Annotated in this window: 17 protein-coding genes; 11 read left to right on the top strand and 6 right to left on the bottom strand. The window is 73.6% G+C overall.

The features are described 5' to 3' along the window. Window positions 1–49 precede the first annotated feature (49 nt). The gene (locus IE294_RS18955) at window positions 50–1,447 is read left to right on the top strand and encodes a S41 family peptidase (RefSeq protein ID WP_189887588.1); all 1,398 of its coding nucleotides are present in this window, start codon (window positions 50–52) and stop codon (window positions 1,445–1,447) included. Between the two features lie 49 nt (window positions 1,448–1,496). Here IE294_RS18955 and IE294_RS18950 read toward each other — a convergent pair whose 3' ends face one another. Further along, window positions 1,497–2,975 carry a glutamate-cysteine ligase family protein gene (locus IE294_RS18950; protein WP_189887585.1) on the bottom strand — a complete coding sequence of 493 codons (1,479 nt, stop codon included), beginning with the start codon at window positions 2,973–2,975 and terminating at the stop codon, window positions 1,497–1,499. 422 nt (window positions 2,976–3,397) lie between these two features. Further along, a complete protein-coding gene (locus IE294_RS18945; protein WP_189887583.1) occupies window positions 3,398–4,195 on the bottom strand; it encodes an SAM-dependent methyltransferase in 798 nt (265 codons plus the stop codon). Window positions 4,196–4,783: 588 nt separating this feature from the next. Here IE294_RS18945 and IE294_RS18940 point away from each other — a divergent pair. Next, a complete protein-coding gene (locus IE294_RS18940) occupies window positions 4,784–5,488 on the top strand; it encodes an SDR family oxidoreductase (RefSeq protein ID WP_189887581.1) in 705 nt (234 codons plus the stop codon). 212 nt (window positions 5,489–5,700) lie between these two features. Next, window positions 5,701–7,170, top strand: coding sequence for a WGR domain-containing protein (locus IE294_RS18935; RefSeq protein ID WP_229917220.1), 1,470 nt, complete (start codon window positions 5,701–5,703; stop codon window positions 7,168–7,170). Window positions 7,171–7,177: 7 nt separating this feature from the next. On the opposite strand, the gene IE294_RS18930 is transcribed toward IE294_RS18935, so the two are convergent. The 3 genes from IE294_RS18930 to IE294_RS18920 all read right to left on the bottom strand — a co-directional run bounded on the left by IE294_RS18930 (window position 7,178) and on the right by IE294_RS18920 (window position 10,299). After that, window positions 7,178–7,954: a Type 1 glutamine amidotransferase-like domain-containing protein gene (locus tag IE294_RS18930; protein ID WP_189887579.1), complete on the bottom strand. Its 777-nt coding sequence runs from the start codon at window positions 7,952–7,954 to the stop codon at window positions 7,178–7,180. A gap of 156 nt (window positions 7,955–8,110) precedes the next feature. Continuing rightward, the gene (locus IE294_RS18925; RefSeq protein ID WP_189887577.1) at window positions 8,111–9,691 is read right to left on the bottom strand and encodes a glycerol-3-phosphate dehydrogenase/oxidase; all 1,581 of its coding nucleotides are present in this window, start codon (window positions 9,689–9,691) and stop codon (window positions 8,111–8,113) included. Beyond that, window positions 9,688–10,299, bottom strand: coding sequence for a TetR/AcrR family transcriptional regulator (locus IE294_RS18920; protein WP_189887575.1), 612 nt, complete (start codon window positions 10,297–10,299; stop codon window positions 9,688–9,690). The genes IE294_RS18925 and IE294_RS18920 overlap by 4 nt, the downstream gene beginning before the upstream one ends. Window positions 10,300–10,415: 116 nt before the next feature. Between IE294_RS18920 and IE294_RS18915 the strand changes: the two genes are divergently transcribed. From IE294_RS18915 to IE294_RS18900, 4 genes are all read left to right on the top strand, one after another. Beyond that, window positions 10,416–12,008, top strand: coding sequence for an FAD-binding oxidoreductase (locus tag IE294_RS18915; RefSeq protein ID WP_189887574.1), 1,593 nt, complete (start codon window positions 10,416–10,418; stop codon window positions 12,006–12,008). A gap of 39 nt (window positions 12,009–12,047) precedes the next feature. Continuing rightward, window positions 12,048–12,929 carry a diacylglycerol kinase family protein gene (locus tag IE294_RS18910; RefSeq protein ID WP_189887572.1) on the top strand — a complete coding sequence of 294 codons (882 nt, stop codon included), beginning with the start codon at window positions 12,048–12,050 and terminating at the stop codon, window positions 12,927–12,929. A 62-nt stretch (window positions 12,930–12,991) separates the two neighbouring features. Then, window positions 12,992–13,366 carry an NUDIX hydrolase gene (locus tag IE294_RS18905; RefSeq protein WP_189887569.1) on the top strand — a complete coding sequence of 125 codons (375 nt, stop codon included), beginning with the start codon at window positions 12,992–12,994 and terminating at the stop codon, window positions 13,364–13,366. 185 nt (window positions 13,367–13,551) lie between these two features. After that, entirely contained in the window at window positions 13,552–16,065 is a 2,514-nt protein-coding gene (locus IE294_RS18900) for an ATP-dependent Clp protease ATP-binding subunit (protein WP_189887567.1), read from the top strand. A 12-nt stretch (window positions 16,066–16,077) separates the two neighbouring features. On the opposite strand, the gene IE294_RS18895 is transcribed toward IE294_RS18900, so the two are convergent. Then, complete coding sequence (locus tag IE294_RS18895; protein ID WP_189887565.1) at window positions 16,078–16,473, bottom strand: STAS domain-containing protein; 396 nt, start codon at window positions 16,471–16,473, stop codon at window positions 16,078–16,080. Between the two features lie 202 nt (window positions 16,474–16,675). Between IE294_RS18895 and IE294_RS18890 the strand changes: the two genes are divergently transcribed. The 4 genes from IE294_RS18890 to IE294_RS18875 all read left to right on the top strand — a co-directional run bounded on the left by IE294_RS18890 (window position 16,676) and on the right by IE294_RS18875 (window position 21,187). Then, complete coding sequence (locus IE294_RS18890) at window positions 16,676–17,548, top strand: trypsin-like serine protease (protein ID WP_189887563.1); 873 nt, start codon at window positions 16,676–16,678, stop codon at window positions 17,546–17,548. Between the two features lie 224 nt (window positions 17,549–17,772). Further along, a complete protein-coding gene (locus IE294_RS18885; protein ID WP_189887561.1) occupies window positions 17,773–18,819 on the top strand; it encodes a class I SAM-dependent methyltransferase in 1,047 nt (348 codons plus the stop codon). Between the two features lie 124 nt (window positions 18,820–18,943). After that, window positions 18,944–19,315, top strand: coding sequence for an ArsR/SmtB family transcription factor (locus tag IE294_RS18880; RefSeq protein ID WP_189887559.1), 372 nt, complete (start codon window positions 18,944–18,946; stop codon window positions 19,313–19,315). 159 nt (window positions 19,316–19,474) lie between these two features. Then, on the top strand, window positions 19,475–21,187 hold the full coding sequence (locus tag IE294_RS18875; protein ID WP_229917219.1) for an LCP family protein: 1,713 nt from the start codon (window positions 19,475–19,477) through the stop codon (window positions 21,185–21,187). Window positions 21,188–21,197 lie beyond the last annotated feature (10 nt).

Genomic DNA, 21,197 nt, shown 5'->3' with positions numbered 1-21,197 from the left:
GGACACGGTGGTGTTCCGCGGACCGCCCGCCCCGGAAGGGCCCCTCTTCGTGCGCATCGTCACAGCCGCCGTGGCCGCCCTGACCCTCGCCGCCACCGCCTTGCCCGCGGCTTCCGCCGCGTCCGCCGCGCCACAGGACCCGCCGTCGGCCACCGACGGCGTGTGGCGCATGGACGGCCACGGCACCCTGCTCGTCCTCGGCGGGGGAGCCCTGCGCGAATACCAGACCACGGCCGTCAGCTGCATGGAGGGCGACTCCGCACGGCAGACCGGCCCCGGCACCTACACCACCCCGGACGGCACCGCCCTCACCGTGCGGACCACCCCCGACCGCGCGCACGCCCGGCTCGCCGCGGACCGCTCGGCCGGACACCGGCGGCTGACCCGGACCCGGGCCCTGCCCGCCGCCTGCACGCGGCCGCCCGCCACGGACCCGCGCGCCGACTTCGACGTGCTCTGGCAGACCTTCGAGGAGAACTACCCCTTCTTCGCGCAGAAGGGCGTCGACTGGCACGCCGTCCGCGACCGGTACCGTCCGCAGGTCCACCGGAACACCACCAGGGCCGGACTCTTCGACATCTTCAGCCGCATGCTCCGCCCCCTGCACGACGCCCATGTCGCGGTCAGGGACGGCGACCGCGTCTTCGCCGGGGTACGGCCCGGCACCGAGCCGCCCGGCAAGGAACTGGACGCCAGGGTCAAGGAGTTCATCCTGGCCCGCGACCTGAAGGACGCCACCGGCCTCCAGGACCTCGCCGCCGGGCGCATCACCTACGCCGGCCTGCGCGGCGACCTCGGCTACCTGCGGATCTCCGGTTTCGGCGGCTACGCCGGCGCCGACGCGCCCTACACCGCGGAACGGGCGGAACTCGACCGGGCGCTCGACACCGTCCTCACCCCGGGCCGCACCCGGCACCTCAAGGGCCTGATCAACGACCTGCGCGTCAACGGTGGCGGCTCCGACGCCCTGGGCCTGCGCATCGCCGCACGGCTGACGGACACGCCCTGCACCGCCTACGCCAAACGCGTCCGCGATGATCCGGCCGACCCCACCCGGCACACCCGCCCCGAACCCGTGCCCGTCGTCCCCGCCGCCGCGACCCGGTACACAGGCCCGGTCGCCGTCCTCACCGGCGGATCGACCGTCAGCGCCGGCGAGACCTTCACCCAGGCCCTGCTCGACCGGCCCGGCCGCACCGTGCGGATCGGCCGGCCCACCCAGGGCGTCTTCTCGGACGTGATGACGCGGTACCTGGCCGACGGCATGCTCTTCGTCCTCCCGAACGAGGAGTACCCGACCCGCACCGGCCGCACCTTCGACGGCACCGGCATCCCGCCCCGGCTTTCCGAACCGGTCTTCACCGAGGAGGAGTTCGCGCACGACCGCGACTCGGCGTTCGACAGGGCCGTCAGCGTCCTCGCACCGCGATCACCGTCCTCCGGCTGACCGGTCCGCGCGGCCGGTGACCACCCGGCGACCGGACGGCCGCCCCGCATCAGTCGACCGGCCAGGTGTGCACCGGCGCGTTGAGGTGCATGTAGTCGATGTACACCTGGGTCATCCGGCGCAGCGCCTCGTGCCGGCCGGCGTGCGTGGTGCCGGCGAGGTGATGGAACATCTCCTTCTGCCACACCGCTCCGTTGCGTGCCGTCACACAGCGCTGCTCGATGACGCCGAGCAGCGGCTCCCGCCACGCCGCGTCCATGCCCGAGTGCTCCAGCCCGCGGTGCGCGAGCGGCAGCAGCCGGCGCAGCACCAGCTCCGGCACCGGCACCTCGCCCATCCCGGGCCAGTACAGCAGCGCGTCGATGCCGTGCCGGGCGGCGGCGTGCAGGTTGTCCTCGGCGGCCGAGAAGGACATCCGCGACCACACCGGCCGGTCCTCCTCCACCAGGGCACGGGTGAGGCCGTAGTAGAAGGCGCCGTTGGCGAGGGTGTCGGCCACGGTCGGTCCGGCGGGCAGCACCCGGTTCTCCACCCGGATGTGCGGCAGGTCGTTCGCGACGGCGTAGACCGGCCGGTTCCAGCGGTAGATCGTGCCGTTGTGCAAGGTCAGTTCGGGCAACTCGGGGATGTCGCCGCGGTCCAGCGTCTCCGCCGGGTCCTGCTCGTCGCACAGGGGCAGGAGGGCCGGGAAGTACCGCAGGTTCTCCTCGAACAGATCGAAGACGCTGGTGATCCACCGCTCCCCGAACCACACCCGGGGCCGTACCCCCTGCACCTTGATCTCCTCCGGGCGGGTGTCGGTGGCCTGCTCGAACAGCGGGATCCGCGTCTCGTGCCACAGCTCCTTGCCGAACAGGAACGGGGAGTTGGCCGCGAGCGCCACCTGCACCCCGGCGATCGCCTGCGCCGCGTTCCAGTAGCCGGCGAACTCCTCCGGGGACACCTGGAGATGGAACTGCGTGCTCGTGCACGCGGCCTCCGGGGTGATCGTGTCCGCGTACGTGCGCAGCCGGTCCGCCGCGTCGATCTCGATGCGCAGGTCCTCGCCGCGGGCCGCGAAGACCTGGTCGTTGAGCAGGCGGTAGCGGGGATTCTCCGACAGGGTGTCCTCGCCGATGTCCTCCTGCCGCAGCGTGGGCAGGATGCCGATCATGAGCAGGCGGGTACCGACCGAGCGGGCCCGCCGGTCGGCGTGGTTCAGCGCGGACCGGATCTCCGACTCCCAGGCGTCCGGACCGCCGGCCGTCAGCCGCCGGGGCGGCACGTTGATCTCCAGATTGAACCGGCCCAGCTCGGTGGACCAGGCCGGGTCGGAGATCGCCTCCAGCACATCGCTGTTCCGCATCGCCGGCTCGGCGTCGTCGTCGACCAGGTTCAGCTCGATCTCCAGGCCGACCTGTGGTCGCTCCGACTCGAACCGTGCCTCGCGCAGCATCAGCGCGAAGGCGTCCAGGCACTCCTGCATCTTGATCCGGTACCGGCGGCGGTCCTCGCGGGTGAAGACGAGCGCCGGGACATCACGACCCATCGACCCTCCAGCGTCCCTCATCGGACACCTCTCCCCCCAGCGTGGCACCAGCGGCGGATGCCCACCAAGCGGACGGGGGGGGCGGGAAGCGGGGCGTACGGAGCATGCGGTCCGGGGACGTGCAGCGGCGGATCCGGCCCCGTGGCGGGGCGTACGGCGTGGCGGGCTCCCGCCCGGTGGGATCCGGCCGGGTCGGGGCCCGTACTCGCGAGCGCGCCGAGGCCGAGAGGATCGCCGGCGAACCGGGTGGGCCCGCCGGACCGCCCCGCCCGCTCAGCAGCCGCCCCCGCCCAGGGCGAGGCCAGGGAGCCGGCCACCGCCGTGCCGTCGGGTCGCGCGCCGCGAGGATCGTGCGCGGGGGGAGCCGGTCATCGTCGTGCCGTCGGGCCGCGCGCCGCGCGGATCGGGCGCGGGCCCGTCGGTCAGGCGGTCTTGCGGGCCACGCCGCCGTAGAAGCCGATCTCCGCCGAGTGCTGCGGCGGCGGGGCGTCCGGGCGCCAGAAGGGCACCTGGGCCAGACCCGGTTCGACGAGGTCGAAGCCCTCGAAGAACCGCTCCACCTCCGCGCGGGTGCGCAGGTTCAGGGAGGCGGTCGCGTCCGAGTACACGGCCTGCGCGGCACTGCGGTCGGCGAAGTCGCCGGTGGCGTGCGAGAGCACCAGGAAACTGCCCGCGGGCAACGCGTCGCGCAGCGTGGCGACGATCTCGGCGGGCCGGTCCGCCTCGGTGAGGAAGTGCAGGATGGCGACGAGGAGCAGGGCCACCGGCTGGTCGAAGTCGATGAGCTGGCGGACGTCGGGGTGGTCCAGGACCGACCGCGGGTCCCGCAGGTCGCCCAGGACGATGCGGGTCGTACCGGACCGGCTGAGCAGGGCGTTGCCGTGCGCGGCCACGATCGGGTCGTTGTCGACGTAGGCCACGCGGACGTCCGCAGCCACCGACTGCGCGACCTCGTGCACGTTCGGAGAGGTGGGCAGCCCGGTGCCGATGTCCAGGATCTGGCGGACACCGCTGCCGACGACGTACCGGACGGCGCGCTGGAGGAAGGCCCGGTTGGCCCGTACACCGATCCGCGCCTCGGGTGCCGCGGCGGCGAGTCGGTCACCGGCCTGCTGGTCCACCTCGTAGTTGTCCTTGCCGCCCAGCAGGTAGTCGTAGATCCGCGCGGGGTGCGGTTTGCTGGTGTCGATGTTCACGGCCTCGACGCCGTCCTGTGTCACGCTGAGCTCCTCTCGACGGCCGTCACGGCCTCGGTCCGCACACGGCCGGGCACAGCTTCCCACATCACCATGCAACTTCCGTCGCCGCGTCGGGAGTTCCCGCAGGTCGCCGACGTCGTGTGGTGAGAGGGCCGCGCGTGCCGAATCCGCGCCGCCCGTCCCGAGGCCGTGCCGCCCGTGCATCGCCTCACCCGGCCGGACCCTTCCGGCTGGCCCGCACGGGCCCGGCGCCGCAGGGTCGGAAGCAGGATCGGGATCCGGACACCTCCGCCGAGGACGGATCCCACGGACCGGCACGTCACCTGGCCGCGTGGCGGTGGCGGGCCGACCGGCGGGAGCGGGGAACGGCGAATCCATGCGCTCGGGCCGTTCCCCGCCCCGCCGGACACCGCCCGCTCGCACCGCCCGCTCGCACCGCCCGCTCGCACCGCCCGCTCACGGCCGCCCGCTCACGCCGTACCGGCAGCGGGGCGTCTCCGCCCGCCGTCCTTGTCGATCGCACCCCAGCGCACCCCGGCGGGCTTGCCACGGGAAACCGATCGGTTTACGGTGAGGGGAAACAGATCGGTTTCCGAATGGGAGATGGGCATGACGTCGATCAAGAACTCTGTCGCACTGGTCACCGGCGGCAGCCGCGGTCTGGGCAAGGCGCTGGTGGAGGAGCTGTACGCCCGGGGCGCCGCCAAGGTGTACGCCACGGCCCGCGACCCGCGCAGCGTCACGCACCCCGACGCCGTACCCCTCGCGCTGGAGGTCACCGACCCCGCGTCCGTCGCCGCCGCGGCGGCACAGGCCCAGGACGTCACCGTCCTGGTCAACAACGCCGGCATCTCGGTCGGCGCGCACTCCTTCCTGGACGCCGCGGTGGAGGACGTACGCCGGGAGTTCGAGACCAACTTCTACGGACCGCTGCTCGTCACCCGTGCCTTCGTGCCAATCGTCGAGCGCAACGGCGGCGGGCACCTCCTCAACGTCCACTCCGTCCTGTCCTGGATCGGTGTCGCCGGCTCGTACAGCGCCACCAAGGCGGCCCTGTGGCAGCAGACCAACTCGCTCCGCCTGGAGCTGGGTGCCCGCGGCATCGGGGTCACGGGCCTGCACGTCGGCTACGTCGACACCGACATGGCGGCGCACGTGGACGGGCCCAAGTCCGCCCCCCGGGACGTCGCCGCGCTCGCCCTCGACGGCGTGGAGGCCGGGGCGTACGAGGTGCTGGCGGACGACATCAGCCGCCAGGTCAAGGCGGGCCTCTCCGGAGACCTGGCCGCGCTGTACCCGCAGCTGTCGGCCTAGCTAGTCCCCGGCCGTCGGTCCGGTGCCGTCTCCCCCAACGGTCCGGGCCGGCCGCCGGCGCCGTCACCCGCACGGGGCCGGCCGGCCCGCATCCCGGCGTGGTCGTGGCCCGCCCCGGGGCCCGGGGTCGTTGTCAGTGGGTGCCCTTACGGTGAGAAACAGTTGAGGACCTGCTGGAACGGCCGCGGGTCCGTCTGGGGGAGGGGTGTGCCATGTCCACGGCGTCCACGGCGTCCATGGCGTCCACGGTGTCGACGACGTACCTGGAGCTGTCGCAGGAGGGCGACGGTGCCCACAAGTTCTACGAAGTCACCGTCGACGGACAGGTGGTGACGGTGCGGTACGGCAGGATCGGCGCGGCCGGACAGACGCAGACGACGACGTTCCCGACCGCGGAGAAGGCGCGGGCCGCCGCCGCGCGGAAGGTGGGGGAGAAGGTCCGCAAGGGATACGCCCCGGCGGTCCGGGGGCAGCGCCCGCCCCGCGCGGTGACCCGCCGCCAGGTGAGCTCCGCGCCGTCCACCGCCCGTGCCGTGGCCCCGGTGCTGTGGCGCTTCCGCACCGGCTCCGCCGCGTTCGGCATCCATGTCGACGACGACCACTGCTGGGTGGGCAACCAGGCGGGTGACGTCTACACCCTGGACCACCAGGGCTCCGTCCTGGCCCGGTTCAGCCTGCCCGACGGGGTGAAGTGCCTGGTCGCGGACGACTTCTGGATCTACGCCGGCTGCGACGACGGAAAGGTCTACGACCTGTCCTCCAAACTCCCCTTCGCCGCCTACGACATCGCCGCCGACGTCGACATCTTCTGGCTGGACATCCACGAGGGCGTCCTGGACGTCTCCGACCGGGACGGCCGGCTCACCGTCATCGACCACGAGGACGAACACCAGTGGTCCCGCCGCAGCCAGGGCGAACACGCCTGGATGGTCCGCGCCGACGACCGGGCCGTCTACCACGGCCACCACCGGGGCGTCACCGCCTACGCCCCGGACGGCGGCGGCGAGCTGTGGCACACGCCCACGAAGGGCGGCGTGCTCTTCGGCTGGCAGGAACAGGACGCGGTGTACGCGGGCACCGCGCACCGCGTGGTCCAGCGGCTGTCGAAGGACACCGGTGCCATCCAGGCGACGTACGCGTGTGACAGCGCGGTGTACTCGTGCGCCACCTCGCCCGGTGGCCGGTTCGTGTTCGCCGGGGACGCGGCCTCGTCCGTCTACTGCTTCGACCAGGACGGCACACGCCTGTGGAAGCTCGGCACGGGCAGCGGCTCGGCGCTGTCGATGCAGTACCGCGACGGACGGCTGTACCTGGTCACCACCGACGGTTCCCTGGTGTGCGTCGACGCGAGCGAGGCGGCCGTCTCGGCGGCGCAGCAGGGCACGGTGCCGGTGGTGCGGGACGTCAAGCTCGCCGCCGCCACGCCGACGTACGCCCCGGCCACGGCGGTCGCCGCGGTGGCCACGGTCGCCCAGGCGCCCGCGGGCTCGGTGGTGGTCGAGTGCGTCCAGGAGAGCGGCCGACTGCGTGTGCACGTGGTCTCCGGCGGCTACGACTCCTCCTGGAACGTCCAGTTCCCGCGCGCGATACGCGAACCCGGCGCACGGTACGTCGTGGACGCCCTGCACCCGGCCGCGGGCGGCTTCTACCGCGTCCGCGGCGACATCCGCCGCCTGCTCTGACACCGGGTCACGGCGCCGTGCCGAGCGGGCGACAGGGCACCGGCTGCTCGTCGACGCCTCCCGGCTCACCCGGCGTTCCCGGCTTCCCCGGCACCCCTGGTCGCACCGGCTCACCCGGCGCCGCCGGCTCCACCCGGTAGAGCCGTGCCCCCGGCCTCCGGGTCACCGCCTCCGTCAGGCGCCCGTCCGTGAACAGGGCTGCCACGCCGTCCTCCAGCGCCCAGCCGCCGGGCAGCGTTCCCTCGGCGACGGCTCGCCGGTAGGAGGGGCGGCGGCCCGGTTCGCCGTCGTAGTGCGGGCACACGGAACCCGGCAGCAGGCCCAGCCCGTCCCGCAGGGAGGCGAGCGGACCGAAGGAGTCCGTGTGCGAGGCGTCCGCCCAGCAGTTGGCGCCGGCGCTGATCCCGCACAGCAGGGTCCCCCGGTCGCAGGCCTCCCGCAGCAGCCGGTCCACCCCGTGCACGCGCCAGACGGCCAGCATGTTCGCGGTGTTGCCGCCGCCGACGTAGACCACGTCCTGGGCGAGCAGGAACGCGCGCAGCGCGTCGTCGTCCAGCTCGCGCCGGAACAGCGGCAGCACGGCGGGCACGCACGCACGGGAGCGGAACGCGCTGAGGAACCGGTCGACGTACCCGGGCGCGTCGCCGCTCGCCGTGGGCAGGAAGCAGACCCGGGGGCGGGGGTTTCCCGCACGGGTGAGCAGCCAGTCGTCCAGCAGCCCGTCCTCGTCCGTGGAGAAGCCCCCGCCGAGGAGCACCACACGACGACCGGGAACGAGCGCCATGGGACGGCCCCCTGCGAAGGACTGGCGGAACGGGACGTGCCGAACGATGCCGGAGCGGGGGGCCCGGCGCAATCGAATACCGGGCGGGCGGGTGTCCGCCGGGCGCCCAGGTCAGGGGCGCGCCGGCGCCGCCCTGCTGTCCGCCGGGCGCCCAGGTCAGGGGCGCGCCGGCGCCGCCCTGCCGAGGACGTCCCGGGCCGTGGGGAGCGCCTGGACGCGGTCCTGCGGAACCACGCCGATGCGGGTGCGGCGGTCCAGGAGGTCGGACTCGTCCAGGGCGCCCTCGTGCCGCACCGCCCAGAGCAGTTCGGCGCGGGTGACGGGATGGCCGGGGAGCACCGGCTCGGCCAGGGTGGGGTCCTGGGCGGCGAGGGCGTGGACCGCCACGGCCTCGGTGCCGTAGCGGCGGACCAGGCGGCGCGGTGCGGGCAGCGCGCGCAGGCGTTCGGGGGCGGCGGCGCCGACCAGGGGCAGCGCGGCCGTGGGGGAGGGGGCGGCGCGCAGGCCCCGGGCCCCGGCCGCCGCGTCCACGGCGTCCTGCGCCATCCGCCGGTAGGTGGTGAGCTTGCCGCCGACGACCGTGGTGACACCGTCGGGCGAGGTCAGCACCGCGTGCCGGCGGGAGATGTCGGACGTACGGGGTGCCCCCGCGGGGTCCTCGGGGGCGGAGGTGTCCAGCAGCGGGCGCAGTCCGGCGAAGGCACCGACGACCTCGTCCCGGGACACGGGGGTGTCGAGGGCCGAGCCGAGCACGTCCAGGAGGAACCCGATGTCGGTCTCGGGGACCTCCGGCACGTCCGGGACGGCGCCGTCGACCGGTTCGTCGGTGAGGCCGACGTAGACCCGGCCGTCCCCCTGGGGCAGGACCAGCACGAAGCGGTTGGTCTCCCCGGGGATCGGGATGTGCAGTCCGGCCGGCAGGGCGCCGAGCCGCTCCGAGCGCAGGACGAGGTGGGTGCCGCGGGAGGGCCGTATCCGGATGCCGTCGGTGAGGGCGCCCGCCCACACCCCGGTGGCGTTGATCACGGCGCGGGCCTTGATCTCGCCCTCCTCGCCGGTGAGTTCGTCCCGGATCCGGGCGCCCGTCCCGGTCAGCTCCAGGGCCCGCACCCGGGTCAGCACCCGGGCGCCGTGCGCGGCGGCCGTCCGGGCCAGGGCGGTCACCAGCCGGGCGTCGTCGGTCACCTTGCCGTCCCAGGACAGCAGCCCGCCGCGCAGCCCGGCCGCGCGGACCGAGGGGGCGAGGTGCCGGGCCTCCGTCGCCGAGAGCCGGCGGGGCGCGGGCAGCACCTGGCGCGGGGTCCGGGCGGCCAGCCGCAGCACGTCCCCGGCCCGGAGCCCGGCCCAGGCCAGCGAGGCCTGGGCCCGGGACACCAGCGGGGTCAGCGGCAGCACGAACGGCTGGGCCGCCACCAGGTGCGGGGCCGTACGGGTCATCAGCACCCCGCGCTCGACCGCGCTCTCGTGGGCGACGTCGAACTGCGCGGAGGCCAGGTAGCGCAACCCGCCGTGGATGAGCTTGGAACTCCAGCGGGAGGTGCCGAAGGCCAGGTCATGGGCGTCCACCGCGACGACGTCCAGCCCGCGGGCCGCCGCGTCCAGCGCGGCCCCGGTGCCCGTGGCGCCCAGCCCGACGACCAGGACGTCGGCCGTCCGGCCGTCCGCGGCCTCGGCCAGTTCCCGGCCGCGCCGGTGTGCGCTCAGGGACGAGCCGGGCGCGGCCTCGGTGTGACTCATGGCGTCAGGGTCCTCTCCAGAAGGGTGCGCAGCTCACCGAGGAGGGCGGCGGAGTCCAGCTCCGGATCGTCCTCGTCGGTCATCGTGCGCAGGGACAGGGCGAAGGACTGCACGGTCAACAGCAGGACGCGCGCCTGCCGTTCGGTGTGGCCGGGCCGTACGGACCCGTCCGCGTGGCCCTCGCGCAGCGCGTCGGCCAGCAGGGCCAGCAGCGCCTCCTGGCTCGCGCCGCGCCGGTCGAGCACGTACGGCAGGAGCAGTTCCGGATCGACGTCGACGATCTTGCGGAAGAGGGGGTGCGCGCGGAACGCCTCGACCCCGGCCACCAGTCCGTCCACGATCCGGGTGCGCGTGGCCGTCCCGGGCGCGGGCTCCGGTATGGCCCGGGTGGCCACGTCGATCCACTCCCGGGTCATCAGATCGCCCACCAGGCCGCGCAGGTCCGGCCAGCGCCGGTACAGCGTCATCCGGGAGACACCGGCGCGGCGGGCCACATCGGCGAGCGTGGTGCGCCGTACGCCGACGGCCAGCACGCAGTCGCGTACCGCGTCGAGGACGTGATCGTTGTCCGAGCCGCTGCCCGAACCGTTGTGACGAATGGGCGTCATGTGTCACAGTGTAACGCCCCGGGGCCCGGACGGAAGCGGCCAGGCCCCGCGGACGGCCCCGAGCCGCGCGGACCGAGCCCCCGACCAGCACACCCACCTGTGAGGACGACCGTTCAATGGACATGCTGTGGAACGGCTGGGGCGACCCGGCCCAGGCGGCGCCGCTGCCCGACTCGGTGACCGGACTGCTGCGCGACCTGCTCGGCGTCAAGCCGCGCAGCACGCCCGCGCTCGGCCTGGAGGACATCCGCCTGCCCGCCCCCACCCTGGGCCCCGCCGCCCTGAAGGCGCTCGCCGCGGCCGTCGGCGGCGAGGAACACGTGCGCACGGACACGGAGAGCCGCATCCGGCACACCCGCGGCAAGTCCACCCCGGACCTGCTGCGCATCCGCGAGGGCGACGTCGCCGACGTCCCGCAGGCCGTCGTCCTGCCCGCCGGCCACGACCAGGTGCTCGCGGTCCTGCGCGCCTGCGCCGCGCACGGCCTGGCCGTCGTGCCCTTCGGCGGCGGCACCTCGGTGGTGGGCGGACTCGCCCCCCAGCGCAGCGCGTTCGTCGCCCTGGACCTGCGCCGTATGAACGGCCTGCTCGACCTGGACCCCGTCTCCCGCACCGCCGTCCTCCAGCCCGGCCTGCGCGCCCCGGAGGCCGAGGCCCTGCTCGCCGGGCACGGCTTCACCCTCGGCCACTTCCCGCAGTCCTTCGAATGGGCCACCATCGGCGGCTTCGCGGCGGCCCGCTCCAGCGGGCAGGCGTCCGCCGGATACGGCCGCTTCGACGAGATGGTGCTCGGTCTCACCCTCGCCACCCCCGAGGGCACCATCGAGACCGGCCGCGCCCCCCGCTCCGCCGCCGGACCGGACCTGCGCCAGCTCATCCTCGGCTCCGAGGGCGCCTTCGGCGTCATCACCTCCGTCACCGTACGGATCCGCCCCCTGCCCGAGACGCGGCTGTACGAGGGCTGGCGGTTCGGCTCCTTCGAGGAGGGCGCCACCGCACTGCGCCGGCTCGCCCAGGACGGACCCCGGCCGACCGTGCTGCGCCTGTCCGACGAGACCGAGACGCTCATCGGCCTCGCCCAGCCCGACGCCATCGGCGCCGGTTCGACACCGGGCGACGCCGGATGCCTGGCGATCACCGGATACGAGGGGACGGCCGAGGACACCGCACACCGCCGCGACCAGGCGGCGGCCGTGCTGACGGACTGCGGTGGCACCCCGGCCGGCGCCGAACCCGGCGAACGCTGGGCGCACGGCCGCTACTCCGCGCCCTACCTGCGCGACGCCCTGCTCGACGTCGGCGCCTTCGCCGAGACGCTGGAGACCGCGGCCTTCTGGTCCCGCGTCCCCGGCCTCTACACGGCCGTCCGCACGGCGCTCACCGACACCCTCACCCAGGCCGGCACCCCGCCCCTGGTGATGTGTCACATCTCCCACGTCTACGAGAACGGCGCCTCGCTGTACTTCACCGTCGTCAGCGCCCAGGGCGAGGACCCGGTGGCCCACTGGACGCCCGCCAAGCACGCGGCCAACGAAGCCGTGCTCGCCGCCGGCGGCACCATCTCCCACCACCACGGGGTCGGCACCGACCACCGTGACTGGTACGTCCGCGAGGCCGGCCCGCTCGGCGTGTCGGCCCTGCGCGCCGTCAAGCGCCGCCTGGACCCCGAGGGGCTCCTCAACCCCGGCGTCCTGCTGCCCACCGACTGACCCGACCCGATCCGACCGCCTGCCTCGAAAGGCCCACCGATGCGCCAGTTCACCGCTGTCGTCAACCCCACCGCGGGCGGCTCCACCGGGGCGGCGACCCTGCTCCGGCTGGCCCGGCTGCTCCGCGAGGCCGGGGCCGGACTCCGGACGGAGTACAGCCACAGCCTCGCCCACGCCCAGGACATCGCCCGCGGGGCCGGTGAGCGCGGGCGCATCGTCCTGGCCGTGGGCGGCGACGGTATCGCGGGCGGCATCGGCGGCGCGCTCAGCGGCACCGGAACCGTCCTGGGCCTCGTACCCGCCGGACGCGGCAACGACTTCGCCCGCGCGCTCGGCCTGCCCGCCGACCCGGCCGCGCTCGCCGGCATCCTGCTGCACGCCGAGCCCCGGCCCGTCGACACGATCGAGGTGGAATCGGCCGTCCACCCGCGCACGGTGGTCCTGGGCAGCGTGTACGCCGGTGTCGACGCGGAGGCCAACCGGCACGCCAACAACGCCCGGCTGCTGCGCGGCGCCGCCTCCTACTACGCGGGCGGCCTGCGCGCCGTCACCACCTGGCGACCGGCCGAGTACCGCGTCACCGTCGACGGCGAGGAACACGCCCACCGCGGCTACACCGTCGTCGCGGCCAACTCCCCCTACTACGGCTCCGGCCGGCTCATCGCGCCCGGCGCGCGCGTCGACGACGGCCTGCTGGACGTCGTGCTGATCCGGCAGGCCCCGCGCCGGCTGTTCTTCGCCCTGATGAACGAGCTGAAGGACGGCGCCCACGTCCGCCGCCCCGAAGTACGCGTCCTGCGCGGCCGTGAACTGCGCATCGAGGCCACCCGGCCCGTCCCCTACGGCGCCGACGGCGAGGTCGAGGCCACCCTGCCGGTCACGCTGCGGGTACGGCCCGGGGACCTGCCGGTGCTTTACTGACCGCCCCGGCGCATCACCCGCGCACCCCTGGGTAGGCAACGAGTGCCTGGGGAGGGAGCCATATGTCGCTGGAGCAGGCCGAGGGCGTGGTGCGGGCGGTCGTCGTGTACGACGGGCGGTTGCTGCTGGTGCCGGAGGGAGACGGAGACGGCTGGACACTGCCCTCGGGCACCCCGGAACCGGCCGAGACCGCCCAGGCGACGGCGGCGCGGATCGTCTACGAACTCACCGGTTACCTGGTCGACGGCACCGAGCCGCTGGAGCCGCGGGACACGGCGGGGGAGACGGCCGTGGTCTGCCAGTTGCTGAGCGAGTCACCGTCGGACGGGGGCCGCTTCGCACCGGAGCAGGTGTGCTGGGCACCGATGGAGGAGACCGCCGGCACACCGTTGCCGGCGAGCGTGCGCACGTATCTGCGGGGGCACACGCCCGTGTGAGCCCCCGCGGTCACTCAGGGTGTCGCGGGCCCGTCACGCGGTGTGCCCTCGGCTCGGGGTGCGTACGGGCAAGCCGATTTCCCTCCATTCCTTTGCGGTTGCGGGGTCATCCCCACGGGGGTTCAGTGGGTAGGGGCCATGGGGCCTTTTCCGCTTGCTGCTCGCCTGCCGTACCAGGAGCTGCCATGTCGATGTCGTTCGGTGCGCCGTTCGGTTCGTCGGATGCGTTCAATGAGCTGCTGAATCGTTTCTTCGGAATGTCACCGGCGTCATCGCCCCCCGCCGTACAGCGCGTACCCATCGGACGGCTGCTGACGGAATCGTCGCGGCAACTGCTGAACCTGGCCGCGCAACGGGCCGCCACCGACGGCACCTCCGACCTGGACACCGAACACCTGCTCTGGGCGGCCACCCAGGTCGACCCCGCACGCCGGCTGCTCTCCCAGGCGGGCGTGGACCCCGACACGGTCGCCGCCGAACTGGCCAAGATCCTGCCGCGCGAGTCCGCCGAACCCTCCGCGCAGCCGGGCCTCACCCCGGCGGCCAAACGCACCCTCGGCGCCGCCTACGCCCGGTCCCAGGCGGCCGGCGTCTCCTACATCGGTCCCGAGCACATCCTCGGCGCCCTGCTCGGCGACAGCGACACGGGAGCGGCCCGGATGCTGCGCGCCGAGGGCCTGGACACCCAGCGCGTCGCGGGCCTGACCGAACAGCCGGCGGCGCGCGCCGAGTCAGCCCCCGCCGAACGGAAGAAGCCGGCCACGACCCTGGACGAATACGGCCGCGACCTGACGGAGGAGGCCAGGGCCGGCAGGCTCGACCCGGTGGTGGGGCGGGCCGAGGAGATCGAGCAGACCGTCGAGATCCTCTCCCGGCGCTCCAAGAACAACCCGGTGCTCATCGGCGAACCCGGAGTCGGCAAGACCGCCATCGTGGAGGGCCTCGCCCAGCGCATCGTGGCGGGCGAGGTCCCCGACGTCCTGAAGGACAGGCGCGTCGTCTCGCTGGACCTGTCGGGCATGGTGGCGGGCGCGCAGTACCGGGGACAGTTCGAGGAACGGCTCAAGAAGGTCATCGAGGACGTCCAGGCGGCGCGCGGCGACGTCATCCTCTTCATCGACGAACTGCACACGGTCGTCGGCGCCGGCGCCACCGGCGAGGGTTCCATGGACGCGGGCAACATGCTCAAGCCCGCTCTCGCGCGCGGTGAACTCCACGTCGTGGGCGCCACGACCATCGACGAGTACCGCAAGTACGTCGAGAAGGACGCCGCCCTGGAGCGCCGGTTCCAGCCGGTGATGGTGCCCGAGCCCACGGTCGAGGAGACGGTGCAGATCCTCGAAGGGCTCCGCGACTCCTACGAGGCGCACCACCAGGTCCGCTTCGACGACGCAGCCCTCGTGGCCGCCGCCGAACTGTCCGACCGGTACATCAGCGACCGCTTCCTGCCGGACAAGGCCATCGACGTGATGGACCAGGCCGGTGCCCGGGTGCGGCTGCGCGGTGCCGGACGCTCCACCGAGGTCGTCAGCCGCGAGGACCGCATCGCCAAGCTGCGCCGTGAACTCGAACAGGCCGTCTCCGCCGAGGACTTCGAGAAGGCCTCGGAGCTCAAGCGGGACATCGCCGAGGCGGAGGGGGAACTCGCCGGCATCGAGGAGCGCCGCGAGGGCGTCGTCTCCGTCACGGCCTCCGACATCGCCGACGTCGTCTCCCGCCGCACCGGCATCCCCGTCTCCCAGCTCACCGCCGGCGAGAAGGAGAAGCTGCTCCGGCTCGAAGAGGAGATGCACGCGCGGATCGTCGGCCAGGACGAGGCGGTCACCGCGGTGTCCCAGGCCGTACGCCGCAACCGCGCCGGCATGGGCGACCCCCGCCGCCCCGTCGGCTCCTTCCTCTTCCTCGGCCCGACCGGCGTCGGCAAGACCGAACTCGCCAAGACCCTCGCCGCCCTGCTGTTCGGCGAGGAGGACCGGATGATCCGGTTCGACATGAGCGAGTTCCAGGAGAAGCACACCGTCGCCCGGCTGGTCGGCGCGCCACCCGGATACGTCGGCTACGAGGAGGCGGGCCAGCTCACCGAGAAGGTCCGCCGCCGGCCGTACAGCGTGGTGCTCTTCGACGAGGTGGAGAAGGCCCACCCCGACGTCTTCAACACCCTGTTGCAGATCCTGGACGACGGACGGCTGACCGACGCGCAGGGCCGCACCGTCGACTTCCGGCACTGCGTCGTCATCATGACGTCCAACATCGGCGCGCGCCGCATCCTGGACCACAAGGGCGACGTCTCCGCGCTCAAGGACGAGTTGACGGAGGAGCTGCGCACGCGGTTCCTGCCGGAGTTCCTCAACCGGATCGACGACATCATCATCTTCCACGCCCTGACCGAGGACGACCTCGGGCAGATCGTGGACCACCTGCTGGACCAGAGCAGGCGCAAGGTGCGCGCGCAGGGCCTGGACCTGGAGGTCACGGAACCGGCCAAGAAGCTCCTCATCGCCCACGGCCACCAGCCGGAGTTCGGCGCGCGCCCGCTGCGCCGCACGATCCAGGCGGAACTCGACAACCGCATCGCCAGCTTGCTGCTCGGCGGCGAGGCCGACCCGGGCGACACGATCGTCGCCGAGGTCCGCGACGACTCGCTGCACTGCACGGTACGCAGAGGCGACTCCGGCGCACCGCCGTCACGGGAAGGCTGAGAGCAGGAGTCCTCAGCCCCGCAGGGCGTCCTGCACGCTGGGGTAGCAGGCGAGGAGGGGGATGAGGCCGACTATCTCCAGGGTGCGCAGGACGGGTCGCCGTACGCCTGCCAGACGGAGCCAGCCCCCCGGAGCGTGCGCCTGATGGGCGGCGATGAGGACGTTGATGCCGCTGGAGTCCATGAACGGCACACCGCTGAGGTCCGCGACGGTGCGCGCCCCGTCGGGGTCCGCGGGGGCGAGGGCCCGGCGGAGGGCGCCGGAGGTGTGGTGGTCGACCTCCCCGGTCACCGTGACGACGGTGACACCGTCCGCGTCGGTCCGGGTGACCGACAGCGGCTCCGGCCCCGCCTGCTCGTTCGTGTCTGCCACGCGTCCCTCGTCCACGCTCACCCGATCCTTGCCCATAGCTTCCGTCTCCGACAGGCTGCCCAGGATCGCCCGGAGGATGCAGGCCGACCCCGGAGCGCTCCGGCGCGCACCCGGTGACCGCCGGCGGAGCGGGGTTGCCGCTGCCGGCCGTCTTGTCCCGCACCGCCCGGCCCACTTCAATGCTCTTCACCCCCGCAGGAGAACACCTGGCCCACATCACCCAGTGAAGGGGTTCTTCTTGAGAGCCGTACGCGTGACAGCCGTCACCGCCGCAGCCTGCGCCACCGTGCTCGCCGCCGCGCTGCCCTCCTGCGCCATCAACTCGTACAACGCCACGCCGGCGCCCGAGCGCACCGAGGTCGGAGCACTCGTGGCCGCCTGGGACCACGACGGCGACCCGGCCACCCCGGACCGCGTCGACTGGGTGTGCTCCGGCACGATGGTCGACGCCGGCACCTTCCTGACCGCCGCCCACTGCACCAGCGACTGGCCGGCCGGTGTCCGCTTCTTCGTCTCGCTCGACCAGGACGTCCAGGCCGGACTCGACGCCGCCGCGAAGGAGCACCCGGGAGACCCGGCCGCCCAGGCGGACGCCGTCGCCGTCCAGGGCACCGCGCACACCCACCCGGACTACCCGGGCCCCGCCTCCGACCCGCACGACATCGCGGTCGTCGAACTGCCCGCCGCGAAGGTCGCCGCCCGCTGGTCCTTCACCCCGGCCGCCCTGCCGACCGCGAACCAGCTCGGCGCCCTCGGCCCGCAGGGGCTGAACGCCACCGACTGGTTCGTCGCCGGGTACGGCACGCAGGAGGCCGCCAACGGACCGGGCGGCCAGACCCACCCCGGCGGCGGCGTCCGGATGAAGGCCCCGGTCACGTTCAACGCCCTGAACGACTCCTGGGCCCGGCTGGGCATGACGGCCCCGCAGGGCAACGGCGGTGCCTGCTACGGCGACTCCGGCGGGCCCGACTTCGCCGTCATCGGCGGCAGGAACGTCCTCGCCGCCACGACCATCACCGGCGACACGCCCTGCTACGCCACGAACGTCACCTACCGCCTGGACACGCCCGGAGCCCGCGCCTTCCTGGCACCGTTCGTGAAACTGCCCTAGGCCCGCGAACCGGACACCGGGGGCACCGGGCCTTGTTCGGAGGGATCGGTGCCCGCCTCTGCCCGCGCGCGAGGACCGCGGGGCTCCGCGCCGCGCGGCCCGGGAGGGCGTGGGGCCGGTGGCGGACATAGGCTGATGTGGCCAGGAGTACCACGGAGGACAGCCGACCCTGAGCCTTTCCTGATGTGACGGCCCGAGCCGGCCGACGGGAAGGGAGTACCGGGATGGATCAGGAGAGGATCAACACGTTCCTGGACCACTTCGTCACCGACCTCGCGTCGACCGGGGCCGCCGGCTCCATCGCGCTGGGCCACCGGCTCGGCCTCTACCGGGCACTCGCGAAGGGCCCGGCGACACCCGAGGAGTTCGCGGAACGCACGCACTGTCATCCGCGGTACCTCACCGAGTGGCTGCGCGGCCAGGCCGCCGGCGGATACGCCGAGTACGACGCGGCGACCGGCCGGTTCTCACTGGCCGAGGAGCAGGCGTTCTGCCTGGCCGACCCGAACGGTCCCGACGTCGCCGCGGCCTTCCGCTTCGCCCTGGGAATGCTGCGCGCCGAGCCCCGTATCGCCGAGGCGTTCCGCACCGGCGAGGGCGTTGCCTGGCACGAGCACGATGACGAGGTGTTCGTCGGAGTCGACGCCTTCTTCCGCCCCAATTACGAGGCCGAGCTGGTCCCGAACTGGATCCCGGCGCTGGACGGCGCGGACGCGAAGCTGAGCGCCGGGGCGCGGGTCGCCGACGTGGGGTGCGGTCTCGGCTCGTCGTCGATCCTGCTGGCCCAGGCGTATCCGCGGACGGAGGTCGTGGGTTCCGACTACCACGGCGAGTCGATCGCGCTGGCGCGCGAGAGGGCTGCCGAGGCCGGGGTCGCCGGACGCGTCACCTTCCAGGTGGCCACCGCGCAGACCTTCGAGGGCGCGGACTACGACCTGGTGGCCATGTTCGACTGCCTGCACGACATGGGCGACCCGTTGGGGGCCGCCCGACGGGTGCGCGAGGCGCTCGCCGCCGACGGCACGTGGCTTCTCGCGGAACCGCTCGCCTCCGACCGGACCGAGGAGAACTTCCATCCGGTGGGCCGGCTCTACTACAGCGCCTCCACGTTTCTGTGCGTGCCCAACGCCCTGTCCCAGCACGGCGGTTACGCTCTGGGCGCGCAGGCCGGCGAGGCGGCGGTCCGCGAGATGGTCACCGAGGCGGGCTTCACCCGGTTCCGCCGGGCCGCGCAGACTCCCTTCAACGCGGTCTACGAGATCCGGCCGTAGAACGCGGGGGGCCGGGGTCCTGGCCCCCGGCCCCGGCGAGAGCGTGCGCGGGTGGCCGCGCCGGGTACCTACACTGGGTGGTCGGGTGAGCGTCGACGGTGACCAGGGTGGGGCGGGAGCGGCTGTGACGGAGAAGGCCGGGGGATTCGAGGACCCGCCCGCCGAGGTGCTCGCCGCGGCAGCCGCCGCGTTCGGGCTGCTCGCCGCCCCGGCCCGGCTGCGTCTGATGTGGGCCCTGGCGCAGGGCGAGTGCGATGTCACGCACCTCGCCGACCGCGTGGGCGGTGCGCTGCCCGCCGTCAGCCAGCACCTGGCGAAGCTGAAGCTCGCCGGACTGGTCCGCTCCCGCCGTGAGGGGCGGCGGCAGATCTACTCCATCGGCGACCCGGACGTCGTGGCCCTGATCCATGCCGTGGTCGGCAAGTTGACCGCGCGGTCGAACCCCGCCCCCATCCCGGCGCAGGATTCACGCCGGACGCTTACCAAGGGCACGTAGACTCCGGCTGCCGCGCCGCCGTGGGGGCGGACGGCCCCGCGATGAGATGCCTCGCCTGTGAATCGGCTGTGGATCCGCGCTGTTCCGGCAACGTGTTTGCTAGATTGCGCAATCACGCAACCGATGTGCCGCAGGCCCGACCGTTCAGGGGAGTGGGAGATGAGCGACCCGTGGGACGGGCCGGCCGGCCGAGGCACACGCAGCCGTGGCGCGCGGGTGCCCGGGCAGCGCGGGGCGGAACCGGGCGACGTGCGTCCGCCGGGCGGCCGGGCCGCGGCCCGGGCGGCCTCGCGGGCGGGCGGCGGCAGGCGGTCCCGCCGGGCCCGGCCGGTGCGGCGCGGCCGGCGGGTGCTGAAGATCCTCGGGATCGGCCTGTCCGTCCTGATCGTGCTCACCGCCGGCGCGGGCTGGTGGTTCTACGAGCACCTGAACGGCAACATCCACAGCGTCTCCCTGGACGGCAAGGGCGGCACGGAGAAGGCCGACGCCTTCGGCCGTACCCCCATCAACATCCTGGTCATGGGCTCCGACGGCCGGACCAGCGCGACGGACTGCAAGCTCGGCGGCGGCTGCGCGAGGACCGGGGTGCAGACCGGCAGCAACGCCGACGTGGAGATGGTGCTGCACATATCCGCCGACCGCTCGAACGCCACCGTGATGAGCATCCCCCGTGACACCATGACCAGGGTCCCGGCCTGCGAGGACAGTGAGTCGGGGCAGTCCACGAACGGCTACTACGGCCAGATCAACAGCGCGCTCCAGTACGGCCCCGCCTGCCAGGTGGCCACCGTCCACCAGCTCACCGGGATAACCATCGACCACTTCGTCAAACTCGACTTCTCCGGCGTCGTCAAGATGTCCGACGCGGTCGGCGGCGTCTCGGTGTGCGTCAGCGACGACGTCTACGACACCTACTCCCACCTGAAGCTGTCCAAGGGCACCCACACCCTCAAGGGCGTCGCTGCCCTGGAGTTCGTCCGCTCGCGGCACGGCTTCGGCGACGGCAGCGACCTCGGCCGCACGGTCTCGCAGCACATCTTCCTCAGCGCGATGATCCGCAAGTTCAAGAGCGCGGGCACGCTCACCGACCCCACCGCGGTCTACCACCTCGCCGACGCCGCCACCAAGGCGCTGACCGTGGACGACGGCCTCGGCACCGTGAAGAAGCTGATCTCGCTCGCCGACGACGTGAACAAGGTGCCCACCAAGCGGATCACCTTCACCACCATGCAGACGGCCCCCGATCCCGGCGACAACGACCGGGTGGTGGTGGGCCCGGGCGCGAAGAGCCTGTTCGCCACCATCGCGAACGACCAGGCCCTGACCACCGGCTCCGGCAAGAAGTCCGCGGCGGCCTCCACGACCGCCAAGGCGAAGGCCACCGCCTCCGCCGTGCCCGCGGCCGAGATCGCGGTGACGGTCGAGAACGGCACCGGCATCACCGGCCGCGCCTCCGCCCTCGCGACCGCCCTCACCGGCCAGGGCTTCAGCACCGCCACGACCACGGCCAACGCCCCCAGCCCCGCCGCCGGCAGCACCCTCACCTACGGCACCGGCGAGCAGGCAGCGGCCCAGACGGTGGCCAAGGCGCTCGGCCTGCCCCCGTCCCACCTGAAGCAGGGCACGGGCAGCGGCCTGACCCTGGTGATCGGCAGCGACTGGCCCAGCGGCACCAGCTACCCGGGCGGCTCGTCCTCGCCCGCGCCCGCCGACACCAAGGCCGCCGTCGGAGGCGCCCACGCCTCCACCGCCGACCAGGCCAAGACCTGCGCCAAGGTGAGCCCCTACCGGACGGTCACGTACGAGGGGGTCTCCATGACACCGTCCCAGGCCTACGCCGCGGCGCGGAGCAAGCCCGACTCCGACGCCTGACCGGTACCCG

This window comes from Streptomyces canarius, assembly GCF_014650735.1.
Classification (GTDB): Bacteria; Actinomycetota; Actinomycetes; order Streptomycetales; family Streptomycetaceae; genus Streptomyces; species Streptomyces olivaceoviridis.
This window is presented reverse-complemented; position numbering and strand designations above follow the sequence as displayed.